The organism is Mesorhizobium sp. KR2-14 (assembly GCF_040049255.1).
GTDB lineage: Bacteria > Pseudomonadota > Alphaproteobacteria > Rhizobiales > Rhizobiaceae > Pseudaminobacter.
Genome location: NZ_JBDZDR010000002.1, coordinates 645,673 through 671,919 on the forward strand (window position 1 = coordinate 645,673; position 26,247 = coordinate 671,919).

At 62.9% G+C, this 26,247-nt stretch carries 23 protein-coding genes; 8 read left to right on the plus strand and 15 right to left on the minus strand.

The window, feature by feature from the left end:
• Positions 1-65: 65 nt before the first annotated feature.
• On the minus strand, positions 66-2,711 hold the full coding sequence (gene pepN, locus ABLE86_RS07610) for an aminopeptidase N (RefSeq protein WP_348778598.1): 2,646 nt from the start codon (positions 2,709-2,711) through the stop codon (positions 66-68).
• 176 nt (positions 2,712-2,887) lie between these two features.
• Between pepN and ABLE86_RS07615 the strand changes: the two genes are divergently transcribed.
• Both ABLE86_RS07615 and ABLE86_RS07620 read left to right on the plus strand, forming a co-directional pair.
• A complete protein-coding gene (locus ABLE86_RS07615; RefSeq protein ID WP_348778315.1) occupies positions 2,888-5,194 on the plus strand; it encodes a xanthine dehydrogenase family protein molybdopterin-binding subunit in 2,307 nt (768 codons plus the stop codon).
• Positions 5,158-6,141, plus strand: coding sequence for a DMT family transporter (locus ABLE86_RS07620; RefSeq protein WP_348778316.1), 984 nt, complete (start codon positions 5,158-5,160; stop codon positions 6,139-6,141). Before ABLE86_RS07615 ends, ABLE86_RS07620 begins: the two co-directional genes overlap by 37 nt.
• 16 nt (positions 6,142-6,157) lie before the next feature.
• Here the strand turns inward: ABLE86_RS07620 and ABLE86_RS07625 are convergent, their stop codons facing one another.
• Positions 6,158-6,985 (minus strand): helix-turn-helix domain-containing protein, encoded by an 828-nt coding sequence (locus ABLE86_RS07625; RefSeq protein ID WP_348778317.1) that lies wholly within the window; start codon positions 6,983-6,985, stop codon positions 6,158-6,160.
• Positions 6,986-7,116: 131 nt separating this feature from the next.
• Between ABLE86_RS07625 and ABLE86_RS07630 the strand changes: the two genes are divergently transcribed.
• Positions 7,117-7,536 (plus strand): hypothetical protein, encoded by a 420-nt coding sequence (locus ABLE86_RS07630; protein WP_348778318.1) that lies wholly within the window; start codon positions 7,117-7,119, stop codon positions 7,534-7,536.
• Here ABLE86_RS07630 and ABLE86_RS07635 read toward each other — a convergent pair.
• On the minus strand, positions 7,520-8,386 hold the full coding sequence (locus tag ABLE86_RS07635) for a uracil-DNA glycosylase (RefSeq protein ID WP_348778319.1): 867 nt from the start codon (positions 8,384-8,386) through the stop codon (positions 7,520-7,522). The genes ABLE86_RS07630 and ABLE86_RS07635 overlap by 17 nt on opposite strands.
• A 35-nt stretch (positions 8,387-8,421) precedes the next feature.
• The gene (locus ABLE86_RS07640) at positions 8,422-9,087 is read right to left on the minus strand and encodes a hypothetical protein (protein WP_348778320.1); all 666 of its coding nucleotides are present in this window, start codon (positions 9,085-9,087) and stop codon (positions 8,422-8,424) included.
• Positions 9,088-9,326: 239 nt separating this feature from the next.
• On the opposite strand from ABLE86_RS07640, the gene ABLE86_RS07645 reads away from it, so the two are divergent.
• Positions 9,327-10,979, plus strand: a complete 1,653-nt coding sequence (locus tag ABLE86_RS07645; RefSeq protein WP_348778321.1) for an electron transfer flavoprotein-ubiquinone oxidoreductase — start codon at positions 9,327-9,329, stop codon at positions 10,977-10,979.
• 81 nt (positions 10,980-11,060) lie between these two features.
• Complete coding sequence (locus ABLE86_RS07650; protein WP_348778322.1) at positions 11,061-11,654, plus strand: DUF922 domain-containing protein; 594 nt, start codon at positions 11,061-11,063, stop codon at positions 11,652-11,654.
• Between the two features lie 133 nt (positions 11,655-11,787).
• On the opposite strand, the gene ABLE86_RS07655 is transcribed toward ABLE86_RS07650, so the two are convergent.
• The 4 genes from ABLE86_RS07655 to ABLE86_RS07670 all read right to left on the minus strand — a co-directional run bounded on the left by ABLE86_RS07655 (position 11,788) and on the right by ABLE86_RS07670 (position 14,912).
• Entirely contained in the window at positions 11,788-12,822 is a 1,035-nt protein-coding gene (locus ABLE86_RS07655) for an endonuclease/exonuclease/phosphatase family protein (protein WP_348778323.1), read from the minus strand.
• A gap of 125 nt (positions 12,823-12,947) precedes the next feature.
• Entirely contained in the window at positions 12,948-14,450 is a 1,503-nt protein-coding gene (locus ABLE86_RS07660) for an AMP nucleosidase (protein ID WP_348778324.1), read from the minus strand.
• 65 nt (positions 14,451-14,515) lie between these two features.
• Positions 14,516-14,713, minus strand: a complete 198-nt coding sequence (locus ABLE86_RS07665) for a hypothetical protein (protein WP_348778325.1) — start codon at positions 14,711-14,713, stop codon at positions 14,516-14,518.
• Between the two features lie 34 nt (positions 14,714-14,747).
• Entirely contained in the window at positions 14,748-14,912 is a 165-nt protein-coding gene (locus tag ABLE86_RS07670; RefSeq protein ID WP_348778326.1) for a hypothetical protein, read from the minus strand.
• Positions 14,913-15,088: 176 nt separating this feature from the next.
• Here ABLE86_RS07670 and ABLE86_RS07675 point away from each other — a divergent pair, with 176 nt between their 5' ends.
• A complete protein-coding gene (locus tag ABLE86_RS07675) occupies positions 15,089-15,799 on the plus strand; it encodes a glutathione S-transferase N-terminal domain-containing protein (protein WP_348778327.1) in 711 nt (236 codons plus the stop codon).
• Positions 15,800-15,871: 72 nt separating this feature from the next.
• Here the strand turns inward: ABLE86_RS07675 and ABLE86_RS07680 are convergent, their stop codons facing one another.
• Positions 15,872-16,216, minus strand: coding sequence for a DUF2147 domain-containing protein (locus ABLE86_RS07680; protein ID WP_348778328.1), 345 nt, complete (start codon positions 16,214-16,216; stop codon positions 15,872-15,874).
• A 437-nt stretch (positions 16,217-16,653) separates the two neighbouring features.
• Here ABLE86_RS07680 and ABLE86_RS07685 point away from each other — a divergent pair, with 437 nt between their 5' ends.
• Both ABLE86_RS07685 and ABLE86_RS07690 read left to right on the plus strand, forming a co-directional pair.
• Positions 16,654-16,920, plus strand: a complete 267-nt coding sequence (locus ABLE86_RS07685; protein WP_348778329.1) for a sel1 repeat family protein — start codon at positions 16,654-16,656, stop codon at positions 16,918-16,920.
• Between the two features lie 308 nt (positions 16,921-17,228).
• Complete coding sequence (locus ABLE86_RS07690) at positions 17,229-18,350, plus strand: ABC transporter substrate-binding protein (RefSeq protein ID WP_348778330.1); 1,122 nt, start codon at positions 17,229-17,231, stop codon at positions 18,348-18,350.
• A gap of 84 nt (positions 18,351-18,434) precedes the next feature.
• Here the strand turns inward: ABLE86_RS07690 and ABLE86_RS07695 are convergent, their stop codons facing one another.
• The 6 genes from ABLE86_RS07695 to ABLE86_RS07720 form a co-directional block, all read right to left on the minus strand.
• Positions 18,435-20,396, minus strand: coding sequence for an acetyl/propionyl/methylcrotonyl-CoA carboxylase subunit alpha (locus tag ABLE86_RS07695; RefSeq protein WP_348778331.1), 1,962 nt, complete (start codon positions 20,394-20,396; stop codon positions 18,435-18,437).
• Between the two features lie 30 nt (positions 20,397-20,426).
• On the minus strand, positions 20,427-21,197 hold the full coding sequence (locus ABLE86_RS07700; protein ID WP_348778332.1) for a VOC family protein: 771 nt from the start codon (positions 21,195-21,197) through the stop codon (positions 20,427-20,429).
• A 52-nt stretch (positions 21,198-21,249) separates the two neighbouring features.
• Positions 21,250-22,857 carry a carboxyl transferase domain-containing protein gene (locus ABLE86_RS07705; protein WP_348778333.1) on the minus strand — a complete coding sequence of 536 codons (1,608 nt, stop codon included), beginning with the start codon at positions 22,855-22,857 and terminating at the stop codon, positions 21,250-21,252.
• A 1-nt stretch (position 22,858) separates the two neighbouring features.
• Positions 22,859-24,022, minus strand: a complete 1,164-nt coding sequence (locus ABLE86_RS07710) for an isovaleryl-CoA dehydrogenase (RefSeq protein ID WP_348778334.1) — start codon at positions 24,020-24,022, stop codon at positions 22,859-22,861.
• Positions 24,003-24,632, minus strand: coding sequence for a TetR/AcrR family transcriptional regulator (locus ABLE86_RS07715; RefSeq protein ID WP_348778335.1), 630 nt, complete (start codon positions 24,630-24,632; stop codon positions 24,003-24,005). Before ABLE86_RS07715 ends, ABLE86_RS07710 begins: the two co-directional genes overlap by 20 nt.
• Before the next feature lie 329 nt (positions 24,633-24,961).
• Positions 24,962-26,071 (minus strand): pyridoxal phosphate-dependent aminotransferase, encoded by a 1,110-nt coding sequence (locus ABLE86_RS07720; RefSeq protein WP_348778336.1) that lies wholly within the window; start codon positions 26,069-26,071, stop codon positions 24,962-24,964.
• Positions 26,072-26,247: the final 176 nt, after the last annotated feature.

Consider the following 26,247-nt stretch of genomic DNA (forward strand, 5'->3'; position numbering starts at 1 on the left):
AAGGTGATTCGCGTTGTCCATAGGCGCGTGGAAAAAACCTTTAAAAACTTGCTAATGCCCCTGCGTCAGGCGAGTGTCCGCTCCACGATGTCACGAAGGTCCGGGGAGAGGCTTTCGGCTGCGCGGATCTCCAGCAGGGCCTCGCGGGCCTTTGCCTGCCTGACCGGCTCGAGCGAGCGCCACGAGCGCAACGCAGTGGCCAGGCGTGCGGCAACCTGCGGATTGCGCTTCTCGACCTCCAGCACTGCCTCGACGAACAGCCGGTAGCCTGCGCCGTCGGCGCGGTGAAACCCGGTCTGGTTGGCGCTTGCGAAGGTGCCAACCAGCGAACGAACGCGGTTCGGGTTGGAGATCGAGAAAGAAGGGTGCTCCATCAGCGCGCGTACGACTTCGACTGCCTCCGGCCCCGGGGTGGAGGCCTGTATCTGGAACCACTTGTCCATGACCAGTGCGTCGCTGCGATGCCGGGCTTCAAATGCCGCCAGCGCCTCAACCGCTTCCGGCGAGTTCCTGTGACGATGCGCCAACCCGGCGAGCGCTGCGATGCGGTCCGTCATGTTGGTCGCGGCCGAGTAATGGCTGGCCGCCACCGCGGCGCCGCCCGGCAGGGCGGAGAGATAGTCGAGCAGCACGTTGCGCAATGCGCGCCTGCCGGCGCTCGCGGCATCAGGGCTGAAGGGGCCGGCGTGGTGAAGGCCATCGTACAACTCCTTGAAGAGTTGGCGGTTTTCCTCGGCGATTGCCGCTATCAGCGCCTCGCGGCCTGCGTGCACGGCGTCCGGGTCGATATTCGATCCGATCTCGCGTGCGATGTCGGCTTCGCCTGGCAGCGACAGCGCCAGTGCGCGGTAGGCCGGCTCCAGCGTTTCGTCGGCAGCGATGGCGCCGGCAAGCTGCAGAAGGTCCGGCGCGAATGCCGGCTTCTTGCCGCCGAGCAGGCTGCGGAAAGCAGCGACCAGCGTTTCGGTGAGCAGGGTGTTGAATGCTTGCCAGCGCGAGAAGGTGTCGCTGTCGTGCCGCGCCAGGAAGGCCCGGTCCTCCGCGCTCTGCTCGATGGCGAGTGTTATCGGCGCGGAAAAGCCCCTGTTGAGGGAAACGGCGGGTCGCTCCGTGACACCTGAAAACCGCACGACGTGCCGGCGCTTGCGCAGATGGATGACGCCGTCCTCGACGCTCGCTCCCTCTACTTGCGACCAGGCGATGTCCTGGCCATCCGGTCCCACCAGTCCGAAAGCAAGCGGAATGTGCATCGGCTGCTTGCGGCTTTCCGAAGGCGTGGGCGGAACAGACTGCTCGAACTCCAGCGTGAATTCGCCGGCGCGGGCGTCATGGGAGCAGGCAACCGTCACATTGGGCGTGCCGGCCTGATGGTACCAGAGCGCGAACTGCGACAGGTCACGGCCGGAAACATCCTCGAACACCTTCAGAAAATCCTCGACGGTCGCGGCCTCGCCGTCATGGCGCTCGAAATACAGGTCCATGCCGCGTTGGAAGGCATCGGCGCCCACGATAGTGCGGATCATTCGCACCACCTCCGAGCCCTTTTCGTAGACGGTGGCCGTGTAGAAGTTGTTGATCTCCCGATAGCGCCGCGGCCGCACCGGATGGGCGAGGGGACCCTGGTCCTCGGGGAACTGATGCGCCCGCAGAGTGCGCACTTCCGCGATACGCTTGACCGCGCGCGAGCGCTGGTCGGCGGAGAATTCATGGTCGCGGAAGACGGTCAGGCCCTCCTTGAGGCAGAGCTGGAACCAGTCGCGGCAAGTGATTCTGTTTCCAGTCCAATTGTGGAAATATTCATGCGCGATGATCGCCTCGATATTGGCGAAGTCGGTATCGGTCGCGGTTTCCTCGTCGGCCAGGACATATTTGTCGTTAAAGATATTGAGGCCCTTGTTCTCCATCGCGCCCATGTTGAAGTCGGACACGGCGACGATGTTGAACACGTCCAGATCGTATTCGCAGCCGAACGCTTCCTCGTCCCAGCGCATGGAGCGCTTGAGTGCGTCCATGGCATAGGCGGCGAGGGGCTCCTTGCCGTGCTCGACATAGATGCCGAGCTCCACCGTGCGGCCGGATTCCGTGACGAAGCTGTCGCCGACGCGGCCGAGATCGCCTGCCACCAACGCAAACAGGTAGGACGGCTTGGGGAACGGGTCGTGCCAGACCGCATAGTGCCAGCCGTCCGCGAGGTCGCCGCGCTCGCCCAGATTGCCATTTGAGAGCAGCAGCGGGGCCTCGTCCCGACGCGCCTCGATGCGCACTGTGTAGACGGAAAGGATGTCCGGCCGGTCGAGGAAATAGGTGATGCGGCGAAAGCCTTCCGCCTCGCACTGGGTGCAATAGACGCCGTTGGAACGGTAGAGGCCCATCAGGGCCTGGTTGCGCGACGGGTCGATTTCGGTTTCGACGGTCAGCTGAAAACGACCGGCTGCCGGCGGGGCGGCGATCGCAAGCTCATCCGGCGTCACGCTATATGCCGAGGCATCGAGGGGGTTGCCGTCGATCGCGATGCGCCGCAGCGTCAGCCCATCACCATCCAGCACCAGCGGCGGATTGCCGGCGACGCCTTCGCGCCGCTCGATCGTGAGTTCAGCGACGACGACGGTCTTTTCCTGCGAGAGTTTGAAAGTCAGCTCGGTCGAGGGGATCAGGTAATCACTGGGCCGGTAGTCTTCGAGCCGGAACACCTGACCGGTATCTGTACGCATCGTCACGACTTTCTCCTTGTGGCCCCGCAGGGCGGAGCGAGTCTTCTCGCCGGGCCGCTCGCGACTGGCCCACAAGAAGTTGGCTGCACTGCCATTTACACCAATCCCACCCTCGACAAAACTGACCTCGGACCTATTTCAGGCCCACACTCTCCACCGAAGCTTGCGGGGCTGCCATGACCGACGTCACGCCCAGATTCGGAGTGGGCGCATCCGTCCTCCGCGTCGAAGATGCAGCTTTTATTACCGGGCAGGGTCGCTACACCGACGACATTTCGCTGCCTGCCATGCTGCATGGCTACGTGCTGCGCTCGCCGGTGGCCAATGCGGCCCTGAAGGTGGTGTCTGTTGAAGCGGCGCGAACGGCCCCCGGTGTTCACCTTGTCCTCACCGGGGCCGATCTTGTCGGCCTCGGCGATCTCAAGTCCGGTGTCATGCAGAAGCAACCGGACGGTTCGCGGGCGCCCACCCGCGATGTGCCGATCCTGTGTCGCGACCGGGTGCATCATGTGGGCGACGCCATCGCCTTCGTGGTCGCTAATAGCCGTGCGCAGGCGCAGGACGCGGCCGAACTGATCGAGGTCGAATACGATGCCGCGCCAGCCGCCAGCAGCACCGCCACGGCACTCGATCCGGGCACGCCGCTGGTGTGGCCGGAGCTGGGTTCCAACCGCGCCTTCCTCTACGAGATTGGCGATATCGCTAGGACCGACAAGGCATTCGCCACCGCGGCGAAGGTTTCGCGCGTCGAGTTCGTCAACAACCGCCTCGTCAGCAATTTCTTGGAGCCGCGCGCGGCGATCGGCGAGTGGCATGCCGGAGAGGACCGCTACCAGCTCACCACCGGTTCGCAGGGCGCGCATTCCATGCGCTCCATTCTGGCCGAGCAAGTGTTCAACATCGCGCCCGAGAAGCTGCGCGTGGTGACACCGGACGTCGGCGGCGGGTTCGGCACCAAGGCATTCGTCTATCGCGAGCATGCCCTGGTGCTCGAGGCAGCGCGCCGCCTTGGACGACCCGTGAAGTGGGTTGCCGACCGCACCGAACATTTTCTCGCCGATGCGCAAGGGCGCGACAATGTCGTCGCCGCCGAGATGGCCATGGACGATAACGGCAGGTTCCTGGGGCTGCGTGTGCGCACGCTTGCCAATCTCGGCGCCTATTGCTCGCAATACGGTCCGTTCATTCCCTATATTGGCGCGTCCATGTCGACGGGCGTGTATGACATCGGCGCGTTGGCGGTGACCATCGATGGTGTCTATACCAACACCACGCCGGTGGATGCCTATCGCGGCGCCGGGCGTCCCGAAGCGGCCTTCATGATCGAAAGGCTGGTCGATACCTGCGCTCGAGACCTGGGCATCGAGCCCGACGAAATCCGCCGCCGCAATTTCATCAAGCAGTTTCCATATCGCACCCAGTCCGGGCGGAATTACGACGTCGGCGACTTCGAGGGACATTTGCGGCTGGCGATGGAGCGTGCCGGCTGGCATGGCTTCGAAACCCGCCTCGCGCAGTCGAAGGCAGTCGGAAAGATCCGCGGCATCGGCATGGCGACCTATGTCGAAGCAAGCGCATTTCCCGGTTCCGAGCCCGCCTATCTGGAACTCCAAACGGATGGTACGCTGACATTGGCGATCGGCACCCAGTCCAACGGCCAGGGCCATGCCACGGCTTACGCGCAATTCGTGGCCGAAAAGCTCAATGTCGACGTCGCGCGCGTGAAGGTGCTGCAGGGCGATACCGACCGTCTGGAGACGGGTGGCGGCACGGGAGGTTCCCGCTCCATCCCGCTGGGCGGGGCTTCCGCCGCCCGCGCTGGCGAGGCGCTGGCCGAGAAGCTGCGCCGGATCGCGGCGGACGAGTTGGAGGCGGCGCCGGGCGATATAGAGCTGGTCGACGGCACTGCGCGCATCGTCGGCACCGACCGGTCGATCGGTTTCGCGGAGATCGCCAAGGCAGCCAAGAAGCCGGAAGACCTGAAGGCGGCCGGCGACTTCGTCCAGCATGAGGCTACCTATCCGAACGGCACGCATATTTGCGAACTCGAGATCGACCCCGATACCGGCCATGTCGAGATCATCGGCTACACCATCGTCGACGATTTCGGGATTACCGTGAACCCGATGCTGCTTGCCGGGCAGATTCATGGCGGTGTGGCCCAGGGCATAGGCCAGGCGCTGAGCGAAACCACCGTCTATGGCGAGGACGGCCAGATGCTGACCGCGAGCTTCATGGACTATGCCGTGCCGCGTGCCGACAGCCTGCCTTCGTTTCACTTCGAAACGCACAACGTGCCATCCACCACAAATGCCCTCGGCATCAAGGGGGCGGGCGAGGCCGGCACGATTGGCGCGGCGCCGGCCGTGATGAACGCCGTCATCGACGCTCTTTACCGCGCCTATGGTATTCGTCATATCGACATGCCGGCGACACCGTCGCGCATATGGGAAACGATCCGGGACGCTGTGGCAACAAAGTGAAGAATTCCGAGAGTTCGCGGGTCAACAAGCCGCTCACCGGCATCGCCTTCAAGGTCGTGTCCGTAGCCGTCTTCGTGGCCATGTCGTCGCTGATCAAGGCGGCGGGGCCGTTGCCCTCGGGGCAGATCGTGTTCTTCCGTTCCTTGTTCGCGATGCCGCTGATCCTGGTTTTCCTGGGGTTCAACAAAGAGTTATTCACCGCCTTTCACACCAGGCGTCCGCTCAATCACATCCTGCGCGGCACCGTTGGCGTGACGGCGATGGGGCTCAGCTTCTTCGCGCTCACCAGGTTGCCTTTGCCCGAGGCAATCACGCTCAACTATGCCCAGCCTCTGCTGGTGGTGGTCTTCAGCTCGATCTTCCTGGGCGAGACTATCCGCGTCTTCCGCTGGAGCGCCGTCGTCGTCGGTCTGATCGGCGTCTGCATCATTTCCTGGCCCAAGCTCACCTTGTTTGAGAGCGGGGGCGGGATGGCCAACGAGGAAATGCTGGGCGTCGCCGCCGCACTCATAGGGGCGGCGGTGTCGGCCTGCGCCATGATCGTGGTGCGCAGCCTCGTGCACACTGAGCGCACGGCGACGATCGTGCTGTGGTTCTCGCTGACGGCGACCGTCCTGTCGCTGTTCACCTATCCGTTCGGCTGGGCTTCCCTGACCATGACGCAAGCCGCCCTGCTCATCATGGCGGGGTGCTGCGGAGGTCTCGGCCAGATCCTGATGACCGAAGCTTATCGTTACGCCGAAGCTTCCACCGTGGCGCCGTTCGAATATACGTCGATGATCCTTGGCATTGCCGTGGGCTTCTTCGTCTTCGGCGACGTGCCGACGATCCATGTGCTGGTCGGCGGCCTTATCGTGGTCGGCGCGGGCATCTTCATCATCTGGCGCGAGCAGCGCCTGGGACTGGAACGCAAGGCTGCCCGCAAGGCAGCTCCATCGCAGCCTTGAGCCCCGTCAGGCCGATTCAGTTCGTGAGAAGCTTCGCCGCTGCATCGCGTTCCGCCGCCAGCTTCTGCAGAAGGCCGGCCGTGTCGGGATCGGCCGGAAAGAAGGATTCGATCGCAAGCTCTGACAGCGTCACGTCGATCGGAGTGCCGAAGACGGTGATGGTGCTGATGAACGACAGAACTTGTCTTCCCATCATAAGCCGCAGGGGATGCGCGATCGCGGCTGTGGCCGGATGCGTCGGCCGGCTGGTGGGGGCAGCGCCCGGATAGGAGAGCAATTCGCGTTCGAGTTCCGTCAGCGTCGGATCGCCGGAAGCATCGATCTGCCGCCTGAGCCTTGCAAGCAGATGCCTGCGCCAGTCGTGCAGATTGGTGATGCGCGGCGCCAGACCCGCCGGGTGAAGGCTGAGACGCAACACATTGGCTGGCGGAGCCAGCAACGAGGCGTCGGCAATGTCTTCCAAAAGTGGGGCGAGGGCAGCATTGGCGGCAACCAGATTCCAGTGACGGTCGACCGCAATGGCTGGAAAGGGCTCATGCCCCTTCAGCACCATTTCCACCGCCGCCATCGCAGGTGCCAGCAAGGGGTCGTCGAGCGTGCTTTCGCTGAAGGTCGGCGCATAGCCGGCGGCCAGCAGAAGCTGGTTTCGTTGGCGCAGTGGGACTTCGAGTTGCTCGGCCAGATGCAGAACCATCTCGCGCGAGGGCATGGCGCGGCCGCTCTCCACGAAGCTCAGATGGCGCTGAGAGATTTCTGCGTCGGCCGCAAGGTCGAGCTGGCTCAGGCGGCGGCGCATGCGCCATTCGCGAATGAGATCTCCGACGGAAAGCTGGTGCGTACCCATGCCTGGAACCTACTCGAACGCCGTGGCCAATTCTATTACCTGCCGCGTAATCGCCGACGTTTCATCCTCCTGTCAGGTTGAGGGCCGCGCGGGCACAGCCGCCCGATGCGATCCTCAACTGGAGCAGAGCCATGACCGTTACCGTCTCACCTTTCATCCGCAACGCCTTGCTGCTGGATGCCGTCGCCACCGGGGCGATCGCGCTGCTGGTCATCGCAGGCGCATCGTTCCTTGCGCCTCTCCTGGGGCTTCCGCAGCAACTCCTGTTTTGGGCAGGCGTTTTGCTTGTGCCGTTTGTAGCCCTTCTCGTAGTGGTTTCGAAACGCCCGGCTGTAGCGCGGATGACGTTGATCGATATCATCGGCATCAATGTGCTCTGGGTTGCCGCCAGCATCGGTCTGCTGGTCTCAGGGCATTTGGCGCCGACGGCGTTGGGCGTAGCCTTCGTCGGCGCACAGGCGGCAGCGGTGTCCGTGTTTGCGGCGCTGCAAATAGGGGGCCTTCTCCGCACCGCAAAACACACTGCGCTGCCGGCTAGCTCAGCTCCTTGAGCTTGGCTTTGACCTCGAGGAAATCCCGCCAGGCAAGCTTTTTGTGGGCGGGGTTTCGCAGCAGATAGGCCGGGTGCAGCGTCGGCATCGTCGGGATGGATGTGCCCGATCTTGTCTGGTGCGTTCGCCAATTGCCGCGCAGGCGCAAGATGCCTTCGGTCGTGTTCAGCAGCAGCTTGGCCGACGGCCCGCCAAGCGTCACCAGCACCTTCGGATTCACCAGCTCGATCTGCCGCTCGATGAAGGGGCGGCAGATTTCGGTTTCGTGCGGCGTCGGCGTCCGGTTGCCGGGCGGGCGCCACGGGATGACGTTGGCAATGTAGGCCGAGTTCCGGTCGAGGCCGATGGCCGCCAGCATGCGATCCAGCAAACGCCCCGAGCGGCCGACGAAGGGCAGGCCCTCAATGTCCTCGTCGCGGCCCGGCGCTTCGCCCACCAGCATCACCGCGCTGTTGGGGTTGCCGTCGGCGAAAACCAGGTTCTTGGCGGTAAACTTGAGATTGCAGCCGTCGAAAGCCGCCATCTGCTCGCGCAGTTCGTCCAGCGTGCTGGCGCGGGCCGCAAGTTCGCGTGCAAGCGCTACCTGAGCCTCATCGGGCACCGCAGCGCTGGCGGCTGGCGCGGGCGGAGGGGCCGGGCGCTGGGCAGCCGCGCGCGGACGATCGGCTGCGGCCGGCCTTCGATTCTCCGGCGCAGCCGACATGCGCGGCTCCTGGCCTGGGGCGGCTTGAGCAATTTCCGAAAAGCGGTCGACCGGCTCTTCCACCAGCGCCTCATAGACGCCGGCTTCCGAATAGAAGGCGAGCAACTCGCGCAGGCCGGGCTGCTCATGTATGGGGCTGGAAGTCATGTCCTACAATCTTCCGCGCGGGCCGCGAATGCAAGTCAGGTCGAAGGGATGCGAGGGTCCTGCACCAGATAAAATACGCTCGTCGGCGTGTAATCGGTGATCAGGAAGCCAAATGAGCCGGTCTGTCGCGGGTCGATCTTGCCATCGCGGAACAGCAGTCGATCGTAAGGCTCGAAATGGCGGCTGGAGGCGGAGAAGTTCTCCGACGTGATCGCATCGGCATCGCTGCCTCGCTGGTCGAAGGAGAGGCCGTCGCCATACGTGCTTGGTTGGTCAAGGATTTCCTGGAGCTCGAATTCAAACTCGACCCAAGGCTGCCCGCTGCCGTTCAAGACTTCCAGCTTCAGGTTGAGAAAGCCATTGGCATAGTCCCCAGAGAAATCGAAAGCGCGGGTCGGCTTTATTGCGCGGATCGTCATGGTCACCGGGCTGGCGGAGTAAAATTCCTCAAAGATGACGAACGGGTCCGATTTCGTGCCGCTGCCTTTCGCCGACAGGATCCGGAAGCCGCCCAGTTCGTCGGAAAAGGAATAGCCGCCGGCAACCCAAGGGCTGCTTGCAGGCGCATCCTCCGGTTGGGCGGGGCGGGAAAAGAGAAGAGTTGCGGCAAAAAGCAGAATGAAGAGCAACCAGGGCGCTGCGGCGTGTCGCGCCGCGCCAAAACGCATCGATACGGACCGGGCAGGCTCGATGTGACGCATGGACGGAGTATGACGGAGAACGGGCCCCTGCACAAACTCGTGAATTAGGGGGCGGCCAGTGCGCAAGTGTTTGACGTAAACGTCAATGGTGACTAGGTTCCCCGACGGAAAAATATATGCTGGTGCAAACTCCGCAATATGTCAGTTGCGCGGTTTCGCGTCGCTTTCGGATGCGCTATGGGAGCCCGAAAGCCAGCAGGATGCCTGATTGAGGGCCAAGCAGTGGTGCGGAGGACTTGATGAGTGAGATTGAACGCGAAAGCATGGAATTCGACGTGGTCATCGTCGGCGCGGGGCCGGCGGGCCTTTCAGCCGCCATACGGCTGAAGCAGGTCAATCCCGAGCTTTCCGTTGTCGTGCTCGAAAAGGGCGCCGAAGTGGGCGCTCACATCCTTTCCGGTGCAGTGGTTGATCCGGTCGGCATCGACAAGCTTCTGCCCGACTGGCGCGAGGAGGCCGATCATCCGTTCAAGACGCCGGTGACCGACGACCATTTCCTCGTGCTTGGCCCTGCCGGATCGGTGCGTCTGCCGAACATGCTGATGCCGCCGCTGATGAACAATCACGGCAACTACATCGTGTCGCTGGGCAATGTCTGCCGCTGGCTGGCCGGCCATGCGGAAGCGCTGGGCGTCGAGATCTATCCGGGTTTCGCCGCTGCCGACGTGCTCTACAACGATGAAGGCGCAGTCATCGGTGTGGTTACCGGCGACATGGGCGTGGAGCGCGACGGCTCGCATGGGCCGAACTACGCGCCCGGCATGGCGCTGCTCGGCAAGTATGTGCTGATCGGAGAGGGCGCGCGCGGCTCGCTCTCCAAGAAGCTGATCGCCAAATACAAGCTGGACGAAGGCCGCGAGCCCGGCAAGTTCGGCATCGGCTTGAAGGAACTCTGGCAGGTCGCGCCGGAAAAGCACAAGCCGGGCCTGGTGCAGCACTCCTTCGGCTGGCCGCTCGACATGAAGACAGGCGGCGGCTCGTTCCTCTACCACCTTGAGGACAATCTGGTTGCCGTGGGCTTTGTGGTCCACCTCAATTACAAGAACCCCTATCTTGCGCCGTTCGAGGAGTTCCAGCGCTTCAAGACGCATCCGGCGATCCGCGGCACTTTCGAGGGCGGCAAGCGCATCTCCTATGGCGCACGCGCCATCACCGAGGGTGGCTGGCAGTCGGTGCCGAAGCTGACCTTCCCGGGCGGCGCGCTGATGGGCTGCTCGGCAGGCTTCGTAAACGTGCCGCGCATCAAGGGTTCGCACAACGCGGTGCTGTCGGGCATGCAGGCTGCCGAGCATGTGGCCAAGGCGATCGCCGATGGCCGCAGCCATGACGAGATCGCGGGCTACGAGAACGAGTGGCGCGGAAGCGAGATCGGCAAGGACCTGAAGAAGGTCCGCAACGTCAAGCCGCTTTGGTCGCGCTTCGGCACGCTGGTGGGCGTCGGTCTGGGCGGGCTGGACATGTGGCTGAACACGCTGTTCGGCATCTCGCCCTTTGGAACGCTCAAGCACGGCAAGACCGACGCTGCCTCGCTCGAGCCGGCCGCAAAGCACCACAAGATCGAGTATCCCAAGCCGGATGGCGTGCTGACCTTCGACAGGCTGTCCTCGGTGTTTTTGTCGAACACCAACCACGAGGAGAACCAGCCGATCCATCTGCAGGTCCAGGACATGGCCTTGCAGAAGCGCTCCGAGCACGACGTTTTTGCGGGGCCTTCGAGCCGCTATTGCCCGGCTGGCGTCTATGAATGGGTCGAGGAAGGCGGCGATGCGAAGTTCGTCATCAACGCCCAAAACTGTGTCCACTGCAAGACTTGCGACATCAAGGACCCGAACCAGAACATCAACTGGCAGCCCCCGCAGGGCGGAGAAGGGCCTGTCTACCCCAATATGTAGATTTTTATGGTTAACAAACTGTTGAAATAAACGTTCCGATGTGCTTTTTTGGCCACCCCCCTAGTTGGAGTGTGTGTAGCCATGCGTATCATTGGAATGTCAGTGCTTGCCCTTGCCTGCGGCTGGGCGAATTTCGCCCATGCCGGAACCAAGGTAGTCGTCAAGACTGAAACTTATGCCGTCACCGGTAGAAACGGTGCGGAAATCATGAAGTCCATGAATCAGAACGGTCCACGGCAGGGCTTGCAGGCCCGGGCCATGGCCGCGACGCGTTACGACGTGAAGTGGAACATGGACTGGTCGAAGTCGGGCGGCAGCTGCCGGCTGAAGAGCGCCGACGCGACCCTTTACATCACCTATCGTTTTCCGCGCCTCGCCGGGAAGGTGTCGCCTGATCTCCAGCAGCGCTGGAAGAAGTTCTTCGCGGGCGTTCGCGTCCATGAGGAGCAGCATGGCCGCATCGCCAAGGACATGGTCAACGCGGCACAGGCAGCAGTTGCAAGCGCTGCGAACGCCAACGATCCGGGTTGCGCAAGAACCCAGGCTCAGGTGCGTCAGCGCGTTCAGCAGGTTTATGCCAATTATGAAGGCCGCCAGCGGCAGTTCGACGCCCGCGAGCATCACTTCGGCGGCAACGTCGAGAAGCTGGTCTCCGGCCTGATGGCACAGAACTAATATACCGCCGAAGCCGGCAGGGCTACATCAAGCCCTGCCGGCTTTCCGCTGCTTCAGGTCTTGGGGGATTGAGGCGGCGACCGGAAAGCGGGGGCGATTTCCGGTATTTGCGACACCTCGCACGCAGTGCGAGCTACAGCAGGCGTGCTGCCTCGGCAGCAGCCGTTGCTGTCTCCGCACCTTCCCCGAGCGGAGGGGCGGTCTTGAGCGAAAATTCCACCAATACCGGCAGATGATCCGATCCGACCTCCTGCAAGGTCCGGATCGAGAGATTCGTCACGTCTCCCTTGTAGAGCACCTGGTCTATCGGCAAGCCGGCGAAACGCAGAAAATCCGGCAGCCGGTACCATTGCCAGGTCGGGCCGACGGACGGCACCAGCGTCAGCTTACCCATTGCGCTTACCCGCTGCACGGTTCTGCTCCACGGGGTTGCGTTGAAGTCCCCGGCCAGCAAGGCCGTCTGGCCGAGCATGGACAGCGGGCCCGACAGCGCCGGTATCTGCCGCGGCTGTTCGAACGGCCATGGCCAGCCGAGGTGAATGGCTGCAACATCGACCGCGCGCCCGCCGAAGTCGAGTGGGGCTATGGCGAGAGAGCCACGCTCATAGCACTCTGCCTCCGCCCCTTCGGCGAACGGTCTGGCCGACAGGATCGCAACGCCGAAAACGGAGTTGGGATAAGGGCAAAAGATCTGGTGCGGATAAGCGGACGACAAAAGCGCCAGCTTTTCCTTCCACATGTCCGACACTTCGTCGAATGTAACGACGTCCGGGCGGAGACGGCCTATTAGCGACAGGACCTTGTTCGGCTCTGGGTTGTCATAGCGCAGATTGATCTGGAGCAGCCTGTAGACGGGATGCTCGCCATCCTTCGCTGCAGGCCCGGCATGCACGAATCCAAGCCCCGCAAGACGCATCGAACTCGAGACCGTTGCCGTGGCGGCCAGGGCGAAGGCGAGCGTCATGACGCCCACTTTCCAGAAGCGCCCGGCAAGCAGAGGCAAGGCGGCGAGCGCCATCATCACGGCCAGATGGACGCGGAAGTGCGCGAATGAATCAAAGGCCGGATGCAGCGCGTTAAAGAAGCCCGCGACCAGCGGAACGGAGAGCGCGAGAGCGGCGGCAAGTGCTGCCAGGCCGATCCTGGTGCGAAAGAGCGTCGTGTCCATGCCCGTCCTTATCGGCAAGAATACGCGTCGTTCAAGATGCCCGTTGGGCGTAACTCGGCGGCGCACGCGCCGCGTCGTTAGATTGCTGCCGCCAGCACGAATACGCGCGCCGGGCTGAGGCGGCGTTACTGGAACGCCGTCTCCGAAAAGCTGCGCAGCTTGCGCGAATGCAACCGTTCCATAGGCATTTCCGCAAGCTTTTCCACGGCCCTGATGCCGATGTTCAGGTGCTGGGCAACCTGCCGCTTGTAAAATTCCGTCGCCATTCCCGGCAGCTTCAGTTCACCATGCAGCGGTTTGTCCGAAACACAGAGCAGGGTTCCATAAGGCACCCGGAAGCGGAAGCCATTGGCTGCGATGGTGGCGGATTCCATGTCCAGTGCAATCGCCCGGGACTGCGAGAGACGCTGCACCGGGCCGCGCTGGTCGCGCAGTTCCCAGTTCCGGTTGTCGATCGTGGCGACCGTGCCGGTTCGCATGATGCGCTTCAGTTCGTAGCCGGAAAGGCCGGTAACCTCGGCCACCGCCTCCTGCAGCGCGACCTGGATTTCGGCCAACGCAGGAATGGGAATCCACACCGGCAGGTCGTCGTCGAGCACATGGTCTTCCCGCACATAGGCATGCGCCAGCACGTAATCGCCCAAAGCCTGGGTGTTGCGCAGGCCCGCGCAGTGGCCGAGCATGAGCCAGGCATGGGGGCGCAGCACGGCGACATGGTCGGTGATCGTCTTGGCGTTGGAGGGCCCCACGCCGATGTTGATCATGGTAATGCCACCGTGGCCGGGCTTCTTGAGATGGTAGGCGGGCATCTGCGGGATGCGCGCCAGCGTAGCGCCTTCAGCCGGCGCGGCCTGCCCGGCCATGGTAACGATGTTGCCCGGCTCGACGAAGCATTCGTAGCCTCCGCCGCCATTGGCCATCAGCCCGCGGGCATAGGCGCAGAATTCGTCGATGTAGAACTGGTAGTTCGTGAACAGCACGAAATTCTGGAAATGCTCGGGCACCGTCGCCGTGTAGTGCGCCAGCCGGTGCAGCGAATAGTCGATACGCTGGGCGGTGAATGGCGCCAGCGGGCGCGGTTCTCCCGGCAAGGTCTCCAATGTGCCGTTGGCGATGTGGTCGTCGGTGCCGTCGAGGTCCGGCACGTCAAACAGATCGCGGATCGGACGCTTCAGGCGCTCGGCAATCGAGCCGTCGACGTTCGCGTCCTGGAAGAACGCGAAATGCAGCGGGATCGGCGTCGAGCTCTCGGCAATGGTGACCTGCACACCGTGATTGCGCATGATCAGCCGAAGCTGCTCGATCAGGTAGCTTTCGAAGAGGTCGGGGCGCGTGATCGTCGTCGAATAGCGCCCGGGCAGGGGCATGTGGCCATAGGCCTGCCTGGAGTCGATCTGCGTGTAGGAAGAAGTCGTCACCCTGATTTCAGGGTAGAACGCGCGATAACGCTTGTTGGTGTCGCCAGTCTCTGCCAGCGAAGCGAAAGAACTGCGCAAGAACGTGGTGTTGCGCTTGTAGAGCATCTTCAGAGCGCTCACCGCTTCGGCAGCGTCCGAGAAAAACTGCTGTCCAAAAGGCTCTGGACAGGAAATCGTTTCAATGGGTTCCGGATAGATTCTCTTTTCCATGACCCAATATAGAGTTTCGCCGTTGCTCTTGGGAGAGGGTACGCGCGAAACCCTGCAGTATTTTGTCAGCTGGAGCGCTGCAGGCTCATCAGCAGGAAAAGACCGGCACCGGTTTTCTTGGCCGCAGGTGCTTCGATGGTTGCGCCGGCGCCGGAGCGCGCGGCCGGAACGGCCAGCGCCGGGCCTGCAACCAGGCCGACGAGCAGGGCTGCGCGAGGAAGCAGCGTGAAGAATGTCGGGAAAAGTTCGAAGGCTTTTTTCATGAGCGGGCTTCTTTACGCAGAGGAATGCGGCATCTCAATGGCGGCCAACGGCGCAAACGAGCCCGGTTTCGAAGAAGCAGGGGCGAACCGCGCCGTGCTCCCATGAATGAGGCGAGTGGCTTTGCGCTACGAGCATCGAAAAGAACATGCCGAACAGCGCCATCAGCAGACAGACGATCGTGAACCGACGAGCAAGCATTGTCCGCGCCTCCTTCAATGCGGATGACAATGCCTGAGCGCGGCTGAATGGCCTCTGATAGGTCCATTCATCTTGGGTTCAATTTTATTAATCGCCGTTTACGAAACGGCTTCTTGTGTTTGCGCGGGGCCTGCTTATGTGCAGGAGACCCCGAGTGAGACATTGGAGGCCACTTCATGACGACGCAGACCAAGCCGATCGAGCTCTACTACTGGCCGACGCCGAACGGCTGGAAAATCTCCATCATGCTCGAGGAACTGGGCGTTCCCTACACGGTGAAATATGTGAACATCGGCCGCGGCGAGCAGTTCGAGCCGTCCTTCCTGAAGATCTCGCCCAACAACCGCATGCCGGCCATCATCGATCCCGAGGGGCCGGGCGGCGCACCGATCTCGGTGTTCGAATCCGGAGCCATTCTTCAGTATCTCGGCCGCAAGTTCGGCAAGCTCTATCCCGCCGATGAACGCCAGCGCGTCGAGGTCGACCAGTGGCTTTTCTGGCAGATGGGCGGGCTGGGCCCCATGGCCGGCCAGGCAAACCATTTCCGCGTCTACGCGCCCGAAAAGGTTCCCTACGCGATCGAGCGCTACACAAACGAGGTCAACCGCCTCTACGGCGTCATGAACAAGCGCCTGGCCGATCGGGAATTCCTCGCCGGCGACTATTCGATTGCCGACATTGCCAGCATCGGCTGGGTGATGGGCTACGAGCGCCAGGGTCAGGACCTAAACGAGTTCCCGAACCTCAAGCGCTGGTTCGAGGCGATGAAGGCACGGCCTGCGGTGCGGCGCGGCATCGATGTCGGCAAGGAAGAACGCGAGCGCCAGAACCTTGCGACCGACAAGGAAGCGCAAAAGATCCTGTTCGGCCAGCGCGCCCGCGCCTGATGGACCTTTAAATGACCCGGCCCGCGCAGCGGCTGCTCGCGGGCCGGCTCCTGATCGGTATCCGGGCTCTCGTCAGAGCTTGGTCCAGTTCTGGCTCTTGCAGATCAGGCCGCCAAACACGCAGCCGCTCATCTTCATCGAACCTCCGTTGAGCTTGGCCTTGCCCTTGTAGGTCTTGTCGTCGGCCGGGTCGGTGATGGAGCCGGCATAGCTGCCTTCGCCGCTGGCGCTCATCTTGCCGATCTGCTTTCCGGCGTGCTTGCCGGTCTTCAGCGTGATGCAGAAAGCACCTCCGCAGTTTCCTATCGCTGCGGTCTCGCCGCTCTGCGTCTTCCAGTTGCCCTCGATCGGGTCGGCATATGCGGCGCCTGCCATCAGCGTCAAAGCGGCAATAGCCATGCTCAGTTTGCGAAACATCCATGTCCTCCCTTAGGCGTGGCGGGCCGAGCTCGCCGGCATCGGCCGCTTACGCAAACGTAAGCTAATCCAACGCCTCGGAAAACGAAAGCGCTGCCGCAACGGCAGGAGAGAAGGGTTTTTGCAGGGGGCTCCGGACGTTTTTTCGGGAGGAATGTTGGAGTATCCAGCGCAAGTTCACCGCATTCGTGGTTAGGAAAGAGTTTCCGCTTGAGGCGTGAATTTTCATCTAATTTTCCGGAAACCCCAGCGGTTTCGCGGGTTTGCATCCTTAATGAATTCAGTCATTTACCAGTTGTTTGAACTTTGTTTGCGCCAAATTAAGCACGCGATTTAACGGCGAATTCAAGCCTCGGGTTCATCCTTCGAAGCATCGGAAGAGCAGCCCGCGACCACAAAAAGAGGCCGCTCTCCAGCAACGGACAGGGACCTTCAAAATGGCACGCTTTGAAATGATGGAGGCCGGCGTCGGCGCGATCGGAACCGCTGCACAGGCCGATGTTCTTCTTGAGCTTGGCATCATGTATGCCACCGGCCGCGACTGCGAGATCGATGTCGTCGCCGCCCACAAGTGGTTCAACATCGCTGCGATCAAGGGCTCGGCCCGTGCAGCCGAACTTCGCGCCGAGCTTTCGGGTTCGATGTCGAAGCCCGAGATTGCCCGGGCGCTGCGTGAAGCGCGCGAATGGATGACGATGCACTGAGCCGGCGGCTCGGCAAGTGAACATGACATGGGCCAAAGCCGCGAAGACGGCAACGCCCCACCAGAGAACGCGGCAGCTTGGAGGCGGGCGAGCCGTGCACCGAATGAGCAACTGATCGCATCTGGCGGGGGACACGCGTTCGATGCGCGCAACCAGAAAGCCGCGCAGCAAGAATATGCCGCGCGGCTTTCTGCGTTTGATTGTCGGTGTGGGCGTGTTGCATCGCCACCGCCGCAAATGATATTTCCGCGTAGCCTGGGATAAACAAGGTGGCTTTCGGCGCCATGCCGATATCGGAGGACATTAAGGTGATAAAGAAATCATTGCTCGGAGCCGCCCTGGTCGGCTTCGTGTTGGCGGCGCAGGCTGCGCGCGCCGACGACATTACATTTGCTGTGGTGGGACCGATGACCGGCCAGCTCGCCAACATCGGCGACCAATTCAAGCAGGGTGCTGAAGCCGCGGCAAAGGCCATCAACGAAAAGGGCGGCGTGATGGGCCGCCAGGTCAAGATCGCGATCGAAGACGACGTCTGCGATCCGAAGCAGGCGGTGTCGGTGGCCAACCGCATCGTCGCCAACGGCATCAAGTTCATCGACGGTCACGCATGCTCGGGCTCGAGCATCCCGGCTTCGGCCGTCTATGCCGAGAGCGGCGTGCTGATGATGAGCCCGGCTTCGTCGAACCCGATCATGACGGACGATGCGGCCGCCAAGGGCTGGTCGACCATCATGCGTCTCTACACGCGCGACGACGCCCAGGGCGCCTTCATCGGCCCGTGGATCGCCAAGAAGTATGCCGGCAAGAACGTCGTTATCCTGCACGACAAGAGCGCCTACGGTCAGGGCGTGGCCGACGCCGTTCGCAAGACGATGAACGAAGGCGGCCTGACCGAAATCCTCTACGAGGGCCTGAACGCCGGCGAGAAGGACTATTCCGCGCTCGTCACCAAGCTGAAGGGCATGAAGGCCGACGTCGTCTACTACGGCGGCTACCACCCCGAAGCCGGTCTCATTCTGCGCCAGTCGTCGGAGCAGGACTTCAAGTTCCAGCTGATCATGCCGGACTCCATCGCCTCGCCGGAATTCTGGCAGATCGCCGGCCCGGCTGGCGAAGGCACGATGTTCGTGTTCCCGTCTGACCCGCAGGCCAAGCCCGAAGCCAAGGAAGCGGCGGAGAAGATCAAGGCTGGCGGCTTCGTGCCGGAGGGCTTCACGCTGTTCTCCTATGCCGTGATCCAGGCCTTCGCGCAGGGCATCGAGCGCGCCGGCACCGACGATCCGATGAAGGTCGCCGAGGCGCTGAAGAACGGCGAGGCGATCGATACCGTCGTCGGCCCGGTCGTGTTCGACGAGAAGGGCGACCTCAAGAACGCCGCCTACGACATCAACCAGTGGCACGACGGCAAGTACGCTCCGATCGAGCAGTAATGCCGGGCGCCATGTTGGCGATTTGACGAGATGGCCGGGCTAGTCCCGGCCATTTTCGTTTCGACAGTTCGGACTTGTTGTGCCTCAGGCGCCTGCCTGCTCGACGAAACGTACCAGCACGGTTCCGTCCGTCACCTGCGCGCCTTCAGCCGCGATTTCCGCAATGGTCCCGTCATGCAGGGCCGCGATGGTGTGCTCCATCTTCATCGCTTCCAAAATCAGCAGCGGCTGGCCTTTCTTCACGGTGTCGCCCTTGTCAGCCCGCACGAGCTTGACGAGACCGGGCATCGGCGCGCGCATGCTGCCGACGCCCGCTTCTGCATCGGCTGCATTCGCGAAGGGATCGGGCACCGTGAACGTAAAGGAAGCGCCGTTTCCGAAAACCGTCACATGGCCCGGCCACAGCGCGGTTGCGGCGAGGTCGTCCCGCGACAGGGTGATGGGGGCGGCGGTGTCGACACGAACCGCGAAGCGATTGTCCGCGAGGGTGACAAGGGCGACCGCGTGTTCCTGCGCGTCGAAATGCAGGGACACTTGCCGTTCGATCGGATGGAAATGGCTGTAACCCGCAAGTGCCGCCCATGGATCGTCAGGCGATGTCTCCGTTGGCGTTATGCCGGAGGCCGCCAGAGCGGCACGGGCGATGCTGCCGGCATCGGGCCTGCGCTTGGCAGTCAGCGCCGCCTGTTTGCGTCCGATCAGGCCGGTGTCGACGTCGCCCGCGGTGAAATCCGCGTCCTGCGCAAGCGCGGCCAGGAAGCCGACATTGGTAACAGAGCCCGCAATTCGGGTCTCCTTCAGCGCATCCGCCAATGCGTCAAGGGCGGAACGCCTGTCATCAGCGTGGACGACGAGCTTTGCGATCATCGGGTCGTAATAGGGCGAGATGGTATCGCCCTGGTGCACTCCCGTCTCGATGCGAACGGGTGAGCCTGCCGGAGCCTTCTGCGGGAACTCCAGATGGTGCAGCGTGCCGATGGCTGGCAGGAAATCACGCTCGGGATCTTCGGCATAGATGCGCGCTTCGAAGGCGTGGCCGGAGAACGCGATCTCTTCCTGGCATTTCGGCAGCTTCTCACCAGCCGCGACGCGAAGCTGCCATTCCACCAGATCGATGCCGGTAATCATCTCCGTTACCGGGTGCTCGACCTGCAGGCGGGTGTTCATTTCCATGAACCAGAAGCGGTCGGGCTTAAGCCCCCCGGAAGCGTCGACGATGAATTCGATGGTGCCTGCGCCTGAATAGGAAATCGTCTTGGCCGCGGTCACGGCCGCTTCTGTCATGGCCTGGCGCATCTCGGCGGTCATCCCGGGGGCGGGGGCTTCCTCGATCACCTTCTGGTGCCGGCGCTGCGCGGAGCAGTCGCGCTCGAACAGATGGACGGCGTTGCCGAAATTGTCGCCGAAGACCTGAACCTCGATGTGGCGAGGCTTTTCGACGTATTTCTCGATCAGCACGCGGTCGTCGCCAAACGCAGCCTGCGCTTCACGCCGCGCACCCGATAGCGCATCGGCGAAATCGTCGGGATGGTCGACCCGGCGCATGCCCTTTCCGCCGCCGCCGGCACGCGCCTTGATCAGAACCGGATAACCGATCTCGCGAGCCTTGGAGGACAGCAGAACGATGTCCTGCGCTTCGCCATGGTAGCCAGGCACAACGGGCACACCTGCCTCTTCCATCAGGCGCTTGGCAGCATCTTTCAGGCCCATGGCGCGGATGGAGGCAGCCGAGGGGCCGATGAACACCAGTCCGGCCGCCTCCACCATTTCAACAAAGTCCGGATTTTCGGAAAGGAAGCCGTAGCCAGGATGGATTGCTTCGGCGCCGGTGGCCTTGGCTGCCGCTATGATCCTGTCGCCGCGCAGATAGCTCTCGCCGACAGGCGAGGCGCCGATATGCACCGCCTCGTCGGCCATGGCCACATGCAGAGAGCCGGCATCCGCGTCGGAATAGACCGCGACGGTGCGAATGCCCATGCGCCGTGCGGTACGGACGACGCGAACCGCGATCTCGCCGCGATTGGCGATCAGAATCTTGCTGAACATCAACCCTCCCGAAACGTCCGGCCTCGCCGGTCAGGCCCGACTGCCGACAAGCGCGAAGAGTGCGCCCTGCGGATCGGTGCATTGTACGATCCAGGCACCGCCCGGCACCTGTATCGGCCCCATCAGAACCTTGCCATTGTTTTCGGCGACCCGCTTTGCGGCCGCGTCGATGTCACCAACGTTGAAGTAATACAGCCAGTAGGGAGGTGAGGGGATTTGCGGCGGCTTCGTCATCATGCCGCCGATCGCGTCGCCACCGGCTGCAAACAACTGGTAGGTGCCCATCTCTCCCATGTCGACCGCGTCGCCCTTGGTCCAGTGAAACTGGCTGGCATAAAAGTCGAAAGCGCTTTTCCAGTCCGCCGCGAGAAGCTCGTGCCAGCCGACATGGCCGGGAGTCATCTGCGGGGCCGGCGTACCGCCTTCGCCCTTGGGCGTGATCATCATGAACAACGCCCCTTGCGGGTCGGTCACCACGGAAAAACGGCCGATTTCTGGAATATCCTCAGGTTCGCGTATGACCTTGCCGCCGGCCTTGCGCACGCTTTCGGTGGCCGCGTCCACGTCGGCGGAGTAGAGATAGCCGATCCAGGCTGGCTTCATGCCGGCCGCTTCCGCGGGAGTGGCCATGACGCCGGCCACCCCGGTATCGCCCGCCTTCATGATGACGTAGCGCATCTCGCCGCCGCTTTCCCAGGGCTCGGACTCCCAGCCCACCACGGTCTTGTAGAAGTTCTCTGCAGCATCGACGTCGCTGGTAATCAGCTCATACCAGACAAATTTGCTCGGATTGGCAGTCATGTCAGGCTCCTTCGTCGTCAGGTTGCTCTTTCGAGCCCGCGCCGGAGTGACGCTACATCCTAAATAGGCCGAATTTCGTGTCCGGCACCGGTGCATTGAGCGTGGCCGAAAGGCTTAGCGCCAGCACGTCGCGGGTTCTTGCCGGGTCGATTATGCCATCGTCCCAGAGCCGCGCCGAGGAATAAAGCGGGTGGCCCTCGTGTTCATATTTTTCGAGGATCGGCGCGCGGAATGCAGCTTCTTCCTCCTCGGTCCACGTGCCGCCCCTGCGCTCGATGCCCTCGCGCTTGACCATCGCAAGCACGGTTGCGGCCTGCTCGCCGCCCATGACCGAGATGCGCGCGTTGGGCCACATCCACAGGAAGCGAGGCGAAAATGCGCGACCGCACATGCCGTAGTTGCCGGCCCCGAAGGAACCGCCCACGATGACGGTGAGTTTCGGCACCTGTGCGGTGGCCACTGCGGTCACCAGCTTGGCGCCGTCCTTGGCAATGCCGCCGGCCTCGTATTTCGCCCCCACCATGAAGCCGGTGATGTTCTGCAGGAAAATCAGCGGGATCTTGCGTTGGCAACACAGTTCGATGAAATGCGCGCCCTTCAGCGCGCTTTCGGAAAACAGCACGCCATTGTTGCCGAGAATGCCCACCGGCATTCCGTGGATATGGGCAAAGCCGGTCACCAGCGTGGTGCCGTAGTTCTGCTTGAACTCGTCGAACTCGGAGCCGTCGACGATGCGGGCGATAATCTCGCGGACGTCGTATGGGTGGCGGGTGTCGGTCGGCACGACGCCATAAATGTCTTCCGGCGCGTAGAGCGGCGGGATCGGCTTCTTTAGATCGAGCCCAATCGTCTTTTTCCGATTGAGGTTTCTGACGATCTGCCTTGTGATCGCCAGCGCATGCGCGTCGTCCATCGCGTAGTGGTCGGCCACCCCGGAAAGCCGGGTATGGACGTCCGCGCCACCCAGTTCCTCGGCCGTCACCTCCTCGCCGGTTGCTGCCTTCACCAGCGGCGGGCCGCCCAGGAAGATGGTGGCCTGGTTGCGCACCATGATAGTTTCGTCGGACATAGCCGGCACGTAGGCCCCGCCAGCCGTGCAGGAGCCCATGACGCAGGCGATCTGCGGAATGCCCGCCGCCGACATGTTGGCCTGATTGTAGAAAATGCGGCCGAAATGCTCGCGGTCCGGAAATACCTCGTCCTGGTTGGGCAGGTTCGCCCCGCCGGAATCGACCAGATAGACGCAGGGCAGGTTGTTCTGCATGGCGATTTCCTGCGCCCGCAGATGCTTCTTCACCGTGACCGGATAGTAGGTGCCGCCCTTCACGGTGGCGTCGTTGGCGACGACCATCACCTCGCGCCCCTCGACCCGGCCGACCCCGGCGATCATGCCGGCCGACGAAATATCGCCGCCATACATGTTCCAGGCCGAGAACTGGCCGATTTCGAGAAAGGGCGAACCGGCATCCAGCAGCTGTGCAAGCCGCTGGCGCGGCAGGAGCTTGCCGCGCGCGGTGTGGCGCTTGCGCGCTTCCTCCGAACCGCCGCCCTCGACGATGGCAGCCTTCTCGGCAATATCGGCCACCAGCGTGCGCATGTGCTCGGCATTGGCCTTGAAGGTGTCGGAGGAGGGGGAAAGCTGGGACTGGATGACAGGCATGTCAGAGGCTCTCCGCCATCATCTCGCGGCCGATCAGCCAGCGCCTTATTTCGCTGGTGCCGGCGCCGATCTCGTAAAGCTTGGCGTCTCGCAGCAGGCGGCCGGTGGGATAGTCGTTGATATATCCGTTGCCGCCCAGAAGCTGGATCGCATCCAGTGCCATCTGCGTTGCTTTCTCGGCGGCGAAGAGGATGCAGCCGGCCGCGTCCTTGCGGGTGGAGTGGCCACGGTCGCAGGCGCCGGCCACGCCATAGACATAGGCGCGCGCGGCGTTCATCGTCGTGTACATGTCGGCAAGCTTGCCCTGCACGAGCTGGAACTCGCCGATCGGCTGACCGAATTGCTTGCGCTCTCGCACATAGGGAACCGCCACGTCCAGGCAGGCGGCCATGATGCCCAGCGGCCCGCCGGCCAGCACGGTGCGCTCATAGTCGAGGCCCGACATCAGAACCTCCACGCCCGCGCCTTCCTCGTGCAGCACGTTTTCGAACGGCACCTCGACATCCTCGAACACGAGTTCGCCGGTATTGGAGCCACGCATGCCGAGCTTGTCCAGCTTCTGCGCCACGGAAACTCCGGGCATGGTCTTTTCGACAACTAAGGCGGTTATGCCGCGCGACCCCTGCTCCGGGTCGGTCTTGGCATAGACCACCAGCGTGTCGGCGTCTGGGCCGTTGGTGATCCACATCTTGGTGCCGTTGAGCACATAGCGGTCATTGCGCTTTTCGGCGCGCAGCCTCAGCGAAACCACATCCGATCCCGAGCCTGCTTCCGACATGGCGAGCGCGCCGACCTTTTCGCCGGAGCACAGCGGCGGCAGGAAATTCTCCTTCTGCGCGGGCGTGGCCCAACGGTTGATCTGATTGACGCAGAGGTTTGAATGCGCGCCATAGGACAGGCCGACCGAGGCGGAAGCGCGCGAAATCTCCTCCATTGCCACGACATGGGCGAGATAGCCCATGCCGCTTCCGCCAATATCGGCCGAAGCGGTGATGCCAAGCAGGCCGAGCGCGCCCATCTCGGCCCACAGATGCGACGGAAACTGGTTGGAGCGGTCTATCTCCGCCGCCAGCGGCGCGATCCTGTCCTGGGCGAAGCGCCGCACCATGTCGCGAAGAGCATCGATTTCCTCGCCCAAACCGAAATCAAGCATTTGCGTGTACATGGGCGCGCTCCCCAGGCTTTTCGGCGCCGGTCAGGCGCATGGTCATGGCAAGATAGGTCTCGACCACTTCTTCCACCGAGAGCCGCTCGTCGGGGCGAAACCAGACAATCACGCCGGTGATCATCTGAATGATGGCAATTGCCGTCAGCCCTATGTCGTCGACGTCGAAAACGCCGGCTTCCGTCCCGTCACGCAGTATCTGGCGCAGTTCCTTTTCATAGGCAGTGCGCAGCCGAAGGATCGCGGTCAAATTATCGCGCGAAAGGCTGCGAAGCTCCATGTTGGACACATGGGTCGAATGCCGGCGTTCGACATGGAAGCGGATGTGGTTGCGCACATAGGCGGCAAGCTCCGCGCGCGGATCGTCGGTGGCCGGGCGCACCGCTTCCCAGGCCGCAAGCAGGCCTTCCATGTGCTCGCGCATCAGCGTGAACAGCAGCTCTTCCTTGGTGGGGAAGTAGCGATAGAGGGCGGCGGCCTGAACGCCGACCTCGGCGGCAAGCTGGCGCATGGAGACGGCCTCATAGCCGAACCGCGCCATCAGGTTGATCGCCGCGTCCCGAATGGCGGCTTCCGTCCTTCCACCGTCGGAGCCTGTCGTTCGCGCCATCCACTGCTCCCTTGCTGGAAAATAATAAAACGAACGTTCAATTAATTCAAGGTGCGACTGGCAGCATGAGATGGCGTCTTACCGGGGGCAGCAGAGGGCAAATGGAGAGCTGGGCTTCCGCCTCAAGTGGGAGAAGGATCGCCTTCTGGAACGGCCTATGTAGCCCGGACTTGGCGTCAGGCTTCGCAGGGGCGGCAGCCCTGTTGCGTGCAAAATTCCGGAGGCGAGGAGCAGCCGGTCTCCGCTCAGATCAGAGGTCGGAGACCGGTATTTGGGTGGCGAGATCGAGAGGCGCGGAGATGCAGTTCGCCCGCCGCGCCGTGGGGAAATCAGCCGCGGGCTGCTGCCAGTGCACCGGGCAGTTCCTCGCCGAAAATCTCCAGTTCGTGGTCGAGGCCCACGCTGACGCGAATGCAGCGGTTCAGCACCGGCGCCATCGGCTTGCGGATGAAGACGCCGCGAGCCAGCATGTGCTGCATCACCTTCATGGCGAAATCGGCGTCGCCGCCGCAATCGATGGTCACGAAATTGGTGGCGGACGGGATGGGAGCGAGGCCGTTCTCGCGAGCAATCGCCGAGATGCGGTCGCGCCCGGCAGCAACCTTGGCCACTACCGTGGCCAGGTAGTCCTGGTCGGCAAGTGCAACTTCGCCAGCGATCTGGGCCATGCGACTGACGCCATAGTGATTGCGGATCTTTTCGAACTCGGAGATCAGCTGGGCGTCACCGAAGGCGTAGCCGCAGCGGATGCCGGCGAGACCATAGGCCTTGGAGAAGGTGCGCATGCGCAGCACGTTGAGGCGATCGACCTCGATCGGCGGCAGCGCGGAGGCCGGCGCCGTCTCGCCATAGGCCTCGTCCAGGATCAGCATGGTGGTTTCGGGCAATGCGTCCATGAAACGGATCAGCTCGTCCGTCTCCCACCAGGTGCCCATCGGGTTGTCGGGATTGGAGAGATAGACCAGCGGCGCATTTTCCCGCTTTACCGCGGCGAGCAGCCCGTCCAGGCTTTCACGGTCGTTCTCATAAGGCACCGTCACCAGCCTGCCGCCGACGCCGGCGACATGGAAGTTGAACGTCGGATAGGCGCCAAGCGAAGTGACCACTGCGTCGCCCGGCGAAACCAGCATGCGAACCGCGAGGCTCAGCACACCGTCGATGCCTTCGCCGACGACCACATTGTCGGAGCCGAGCCCAAGGTAAGCTGCGAGCGCGGTGCGCAAATCATGATTGTCGGGATCGCAGTACATCCACATATCCTTGGCGACGTCCTGCATCGCTGCGATCACGCGCGGGGAGGGGCCGAAGCTGCTCTCATTCGCACCAATGCGGGCGCGGAACGGCCGCCCGCTCATTCTCACCTGCGCCTCCGGGCCGACGAAAGGCACCATTGCCGGAAGGGCGGCGATGATCGGGGTCAGGGGCGGGCGCTGCTTCATGGGTTCATGGCTCTCAAATTTCAGGGGGCGACAACCTCATGGGCCATCGCGTCTGCCGGCAGATAGCAGAGTTCGGCCGGGCAGGCCTCAGGATTCTTGCGTGCCAGGCGGTTTGGAAGCCGTCAATTCCACCGGCAGAAAGCGGCGCGCCCGAACAGATCGGCCGGGCGCGCCGG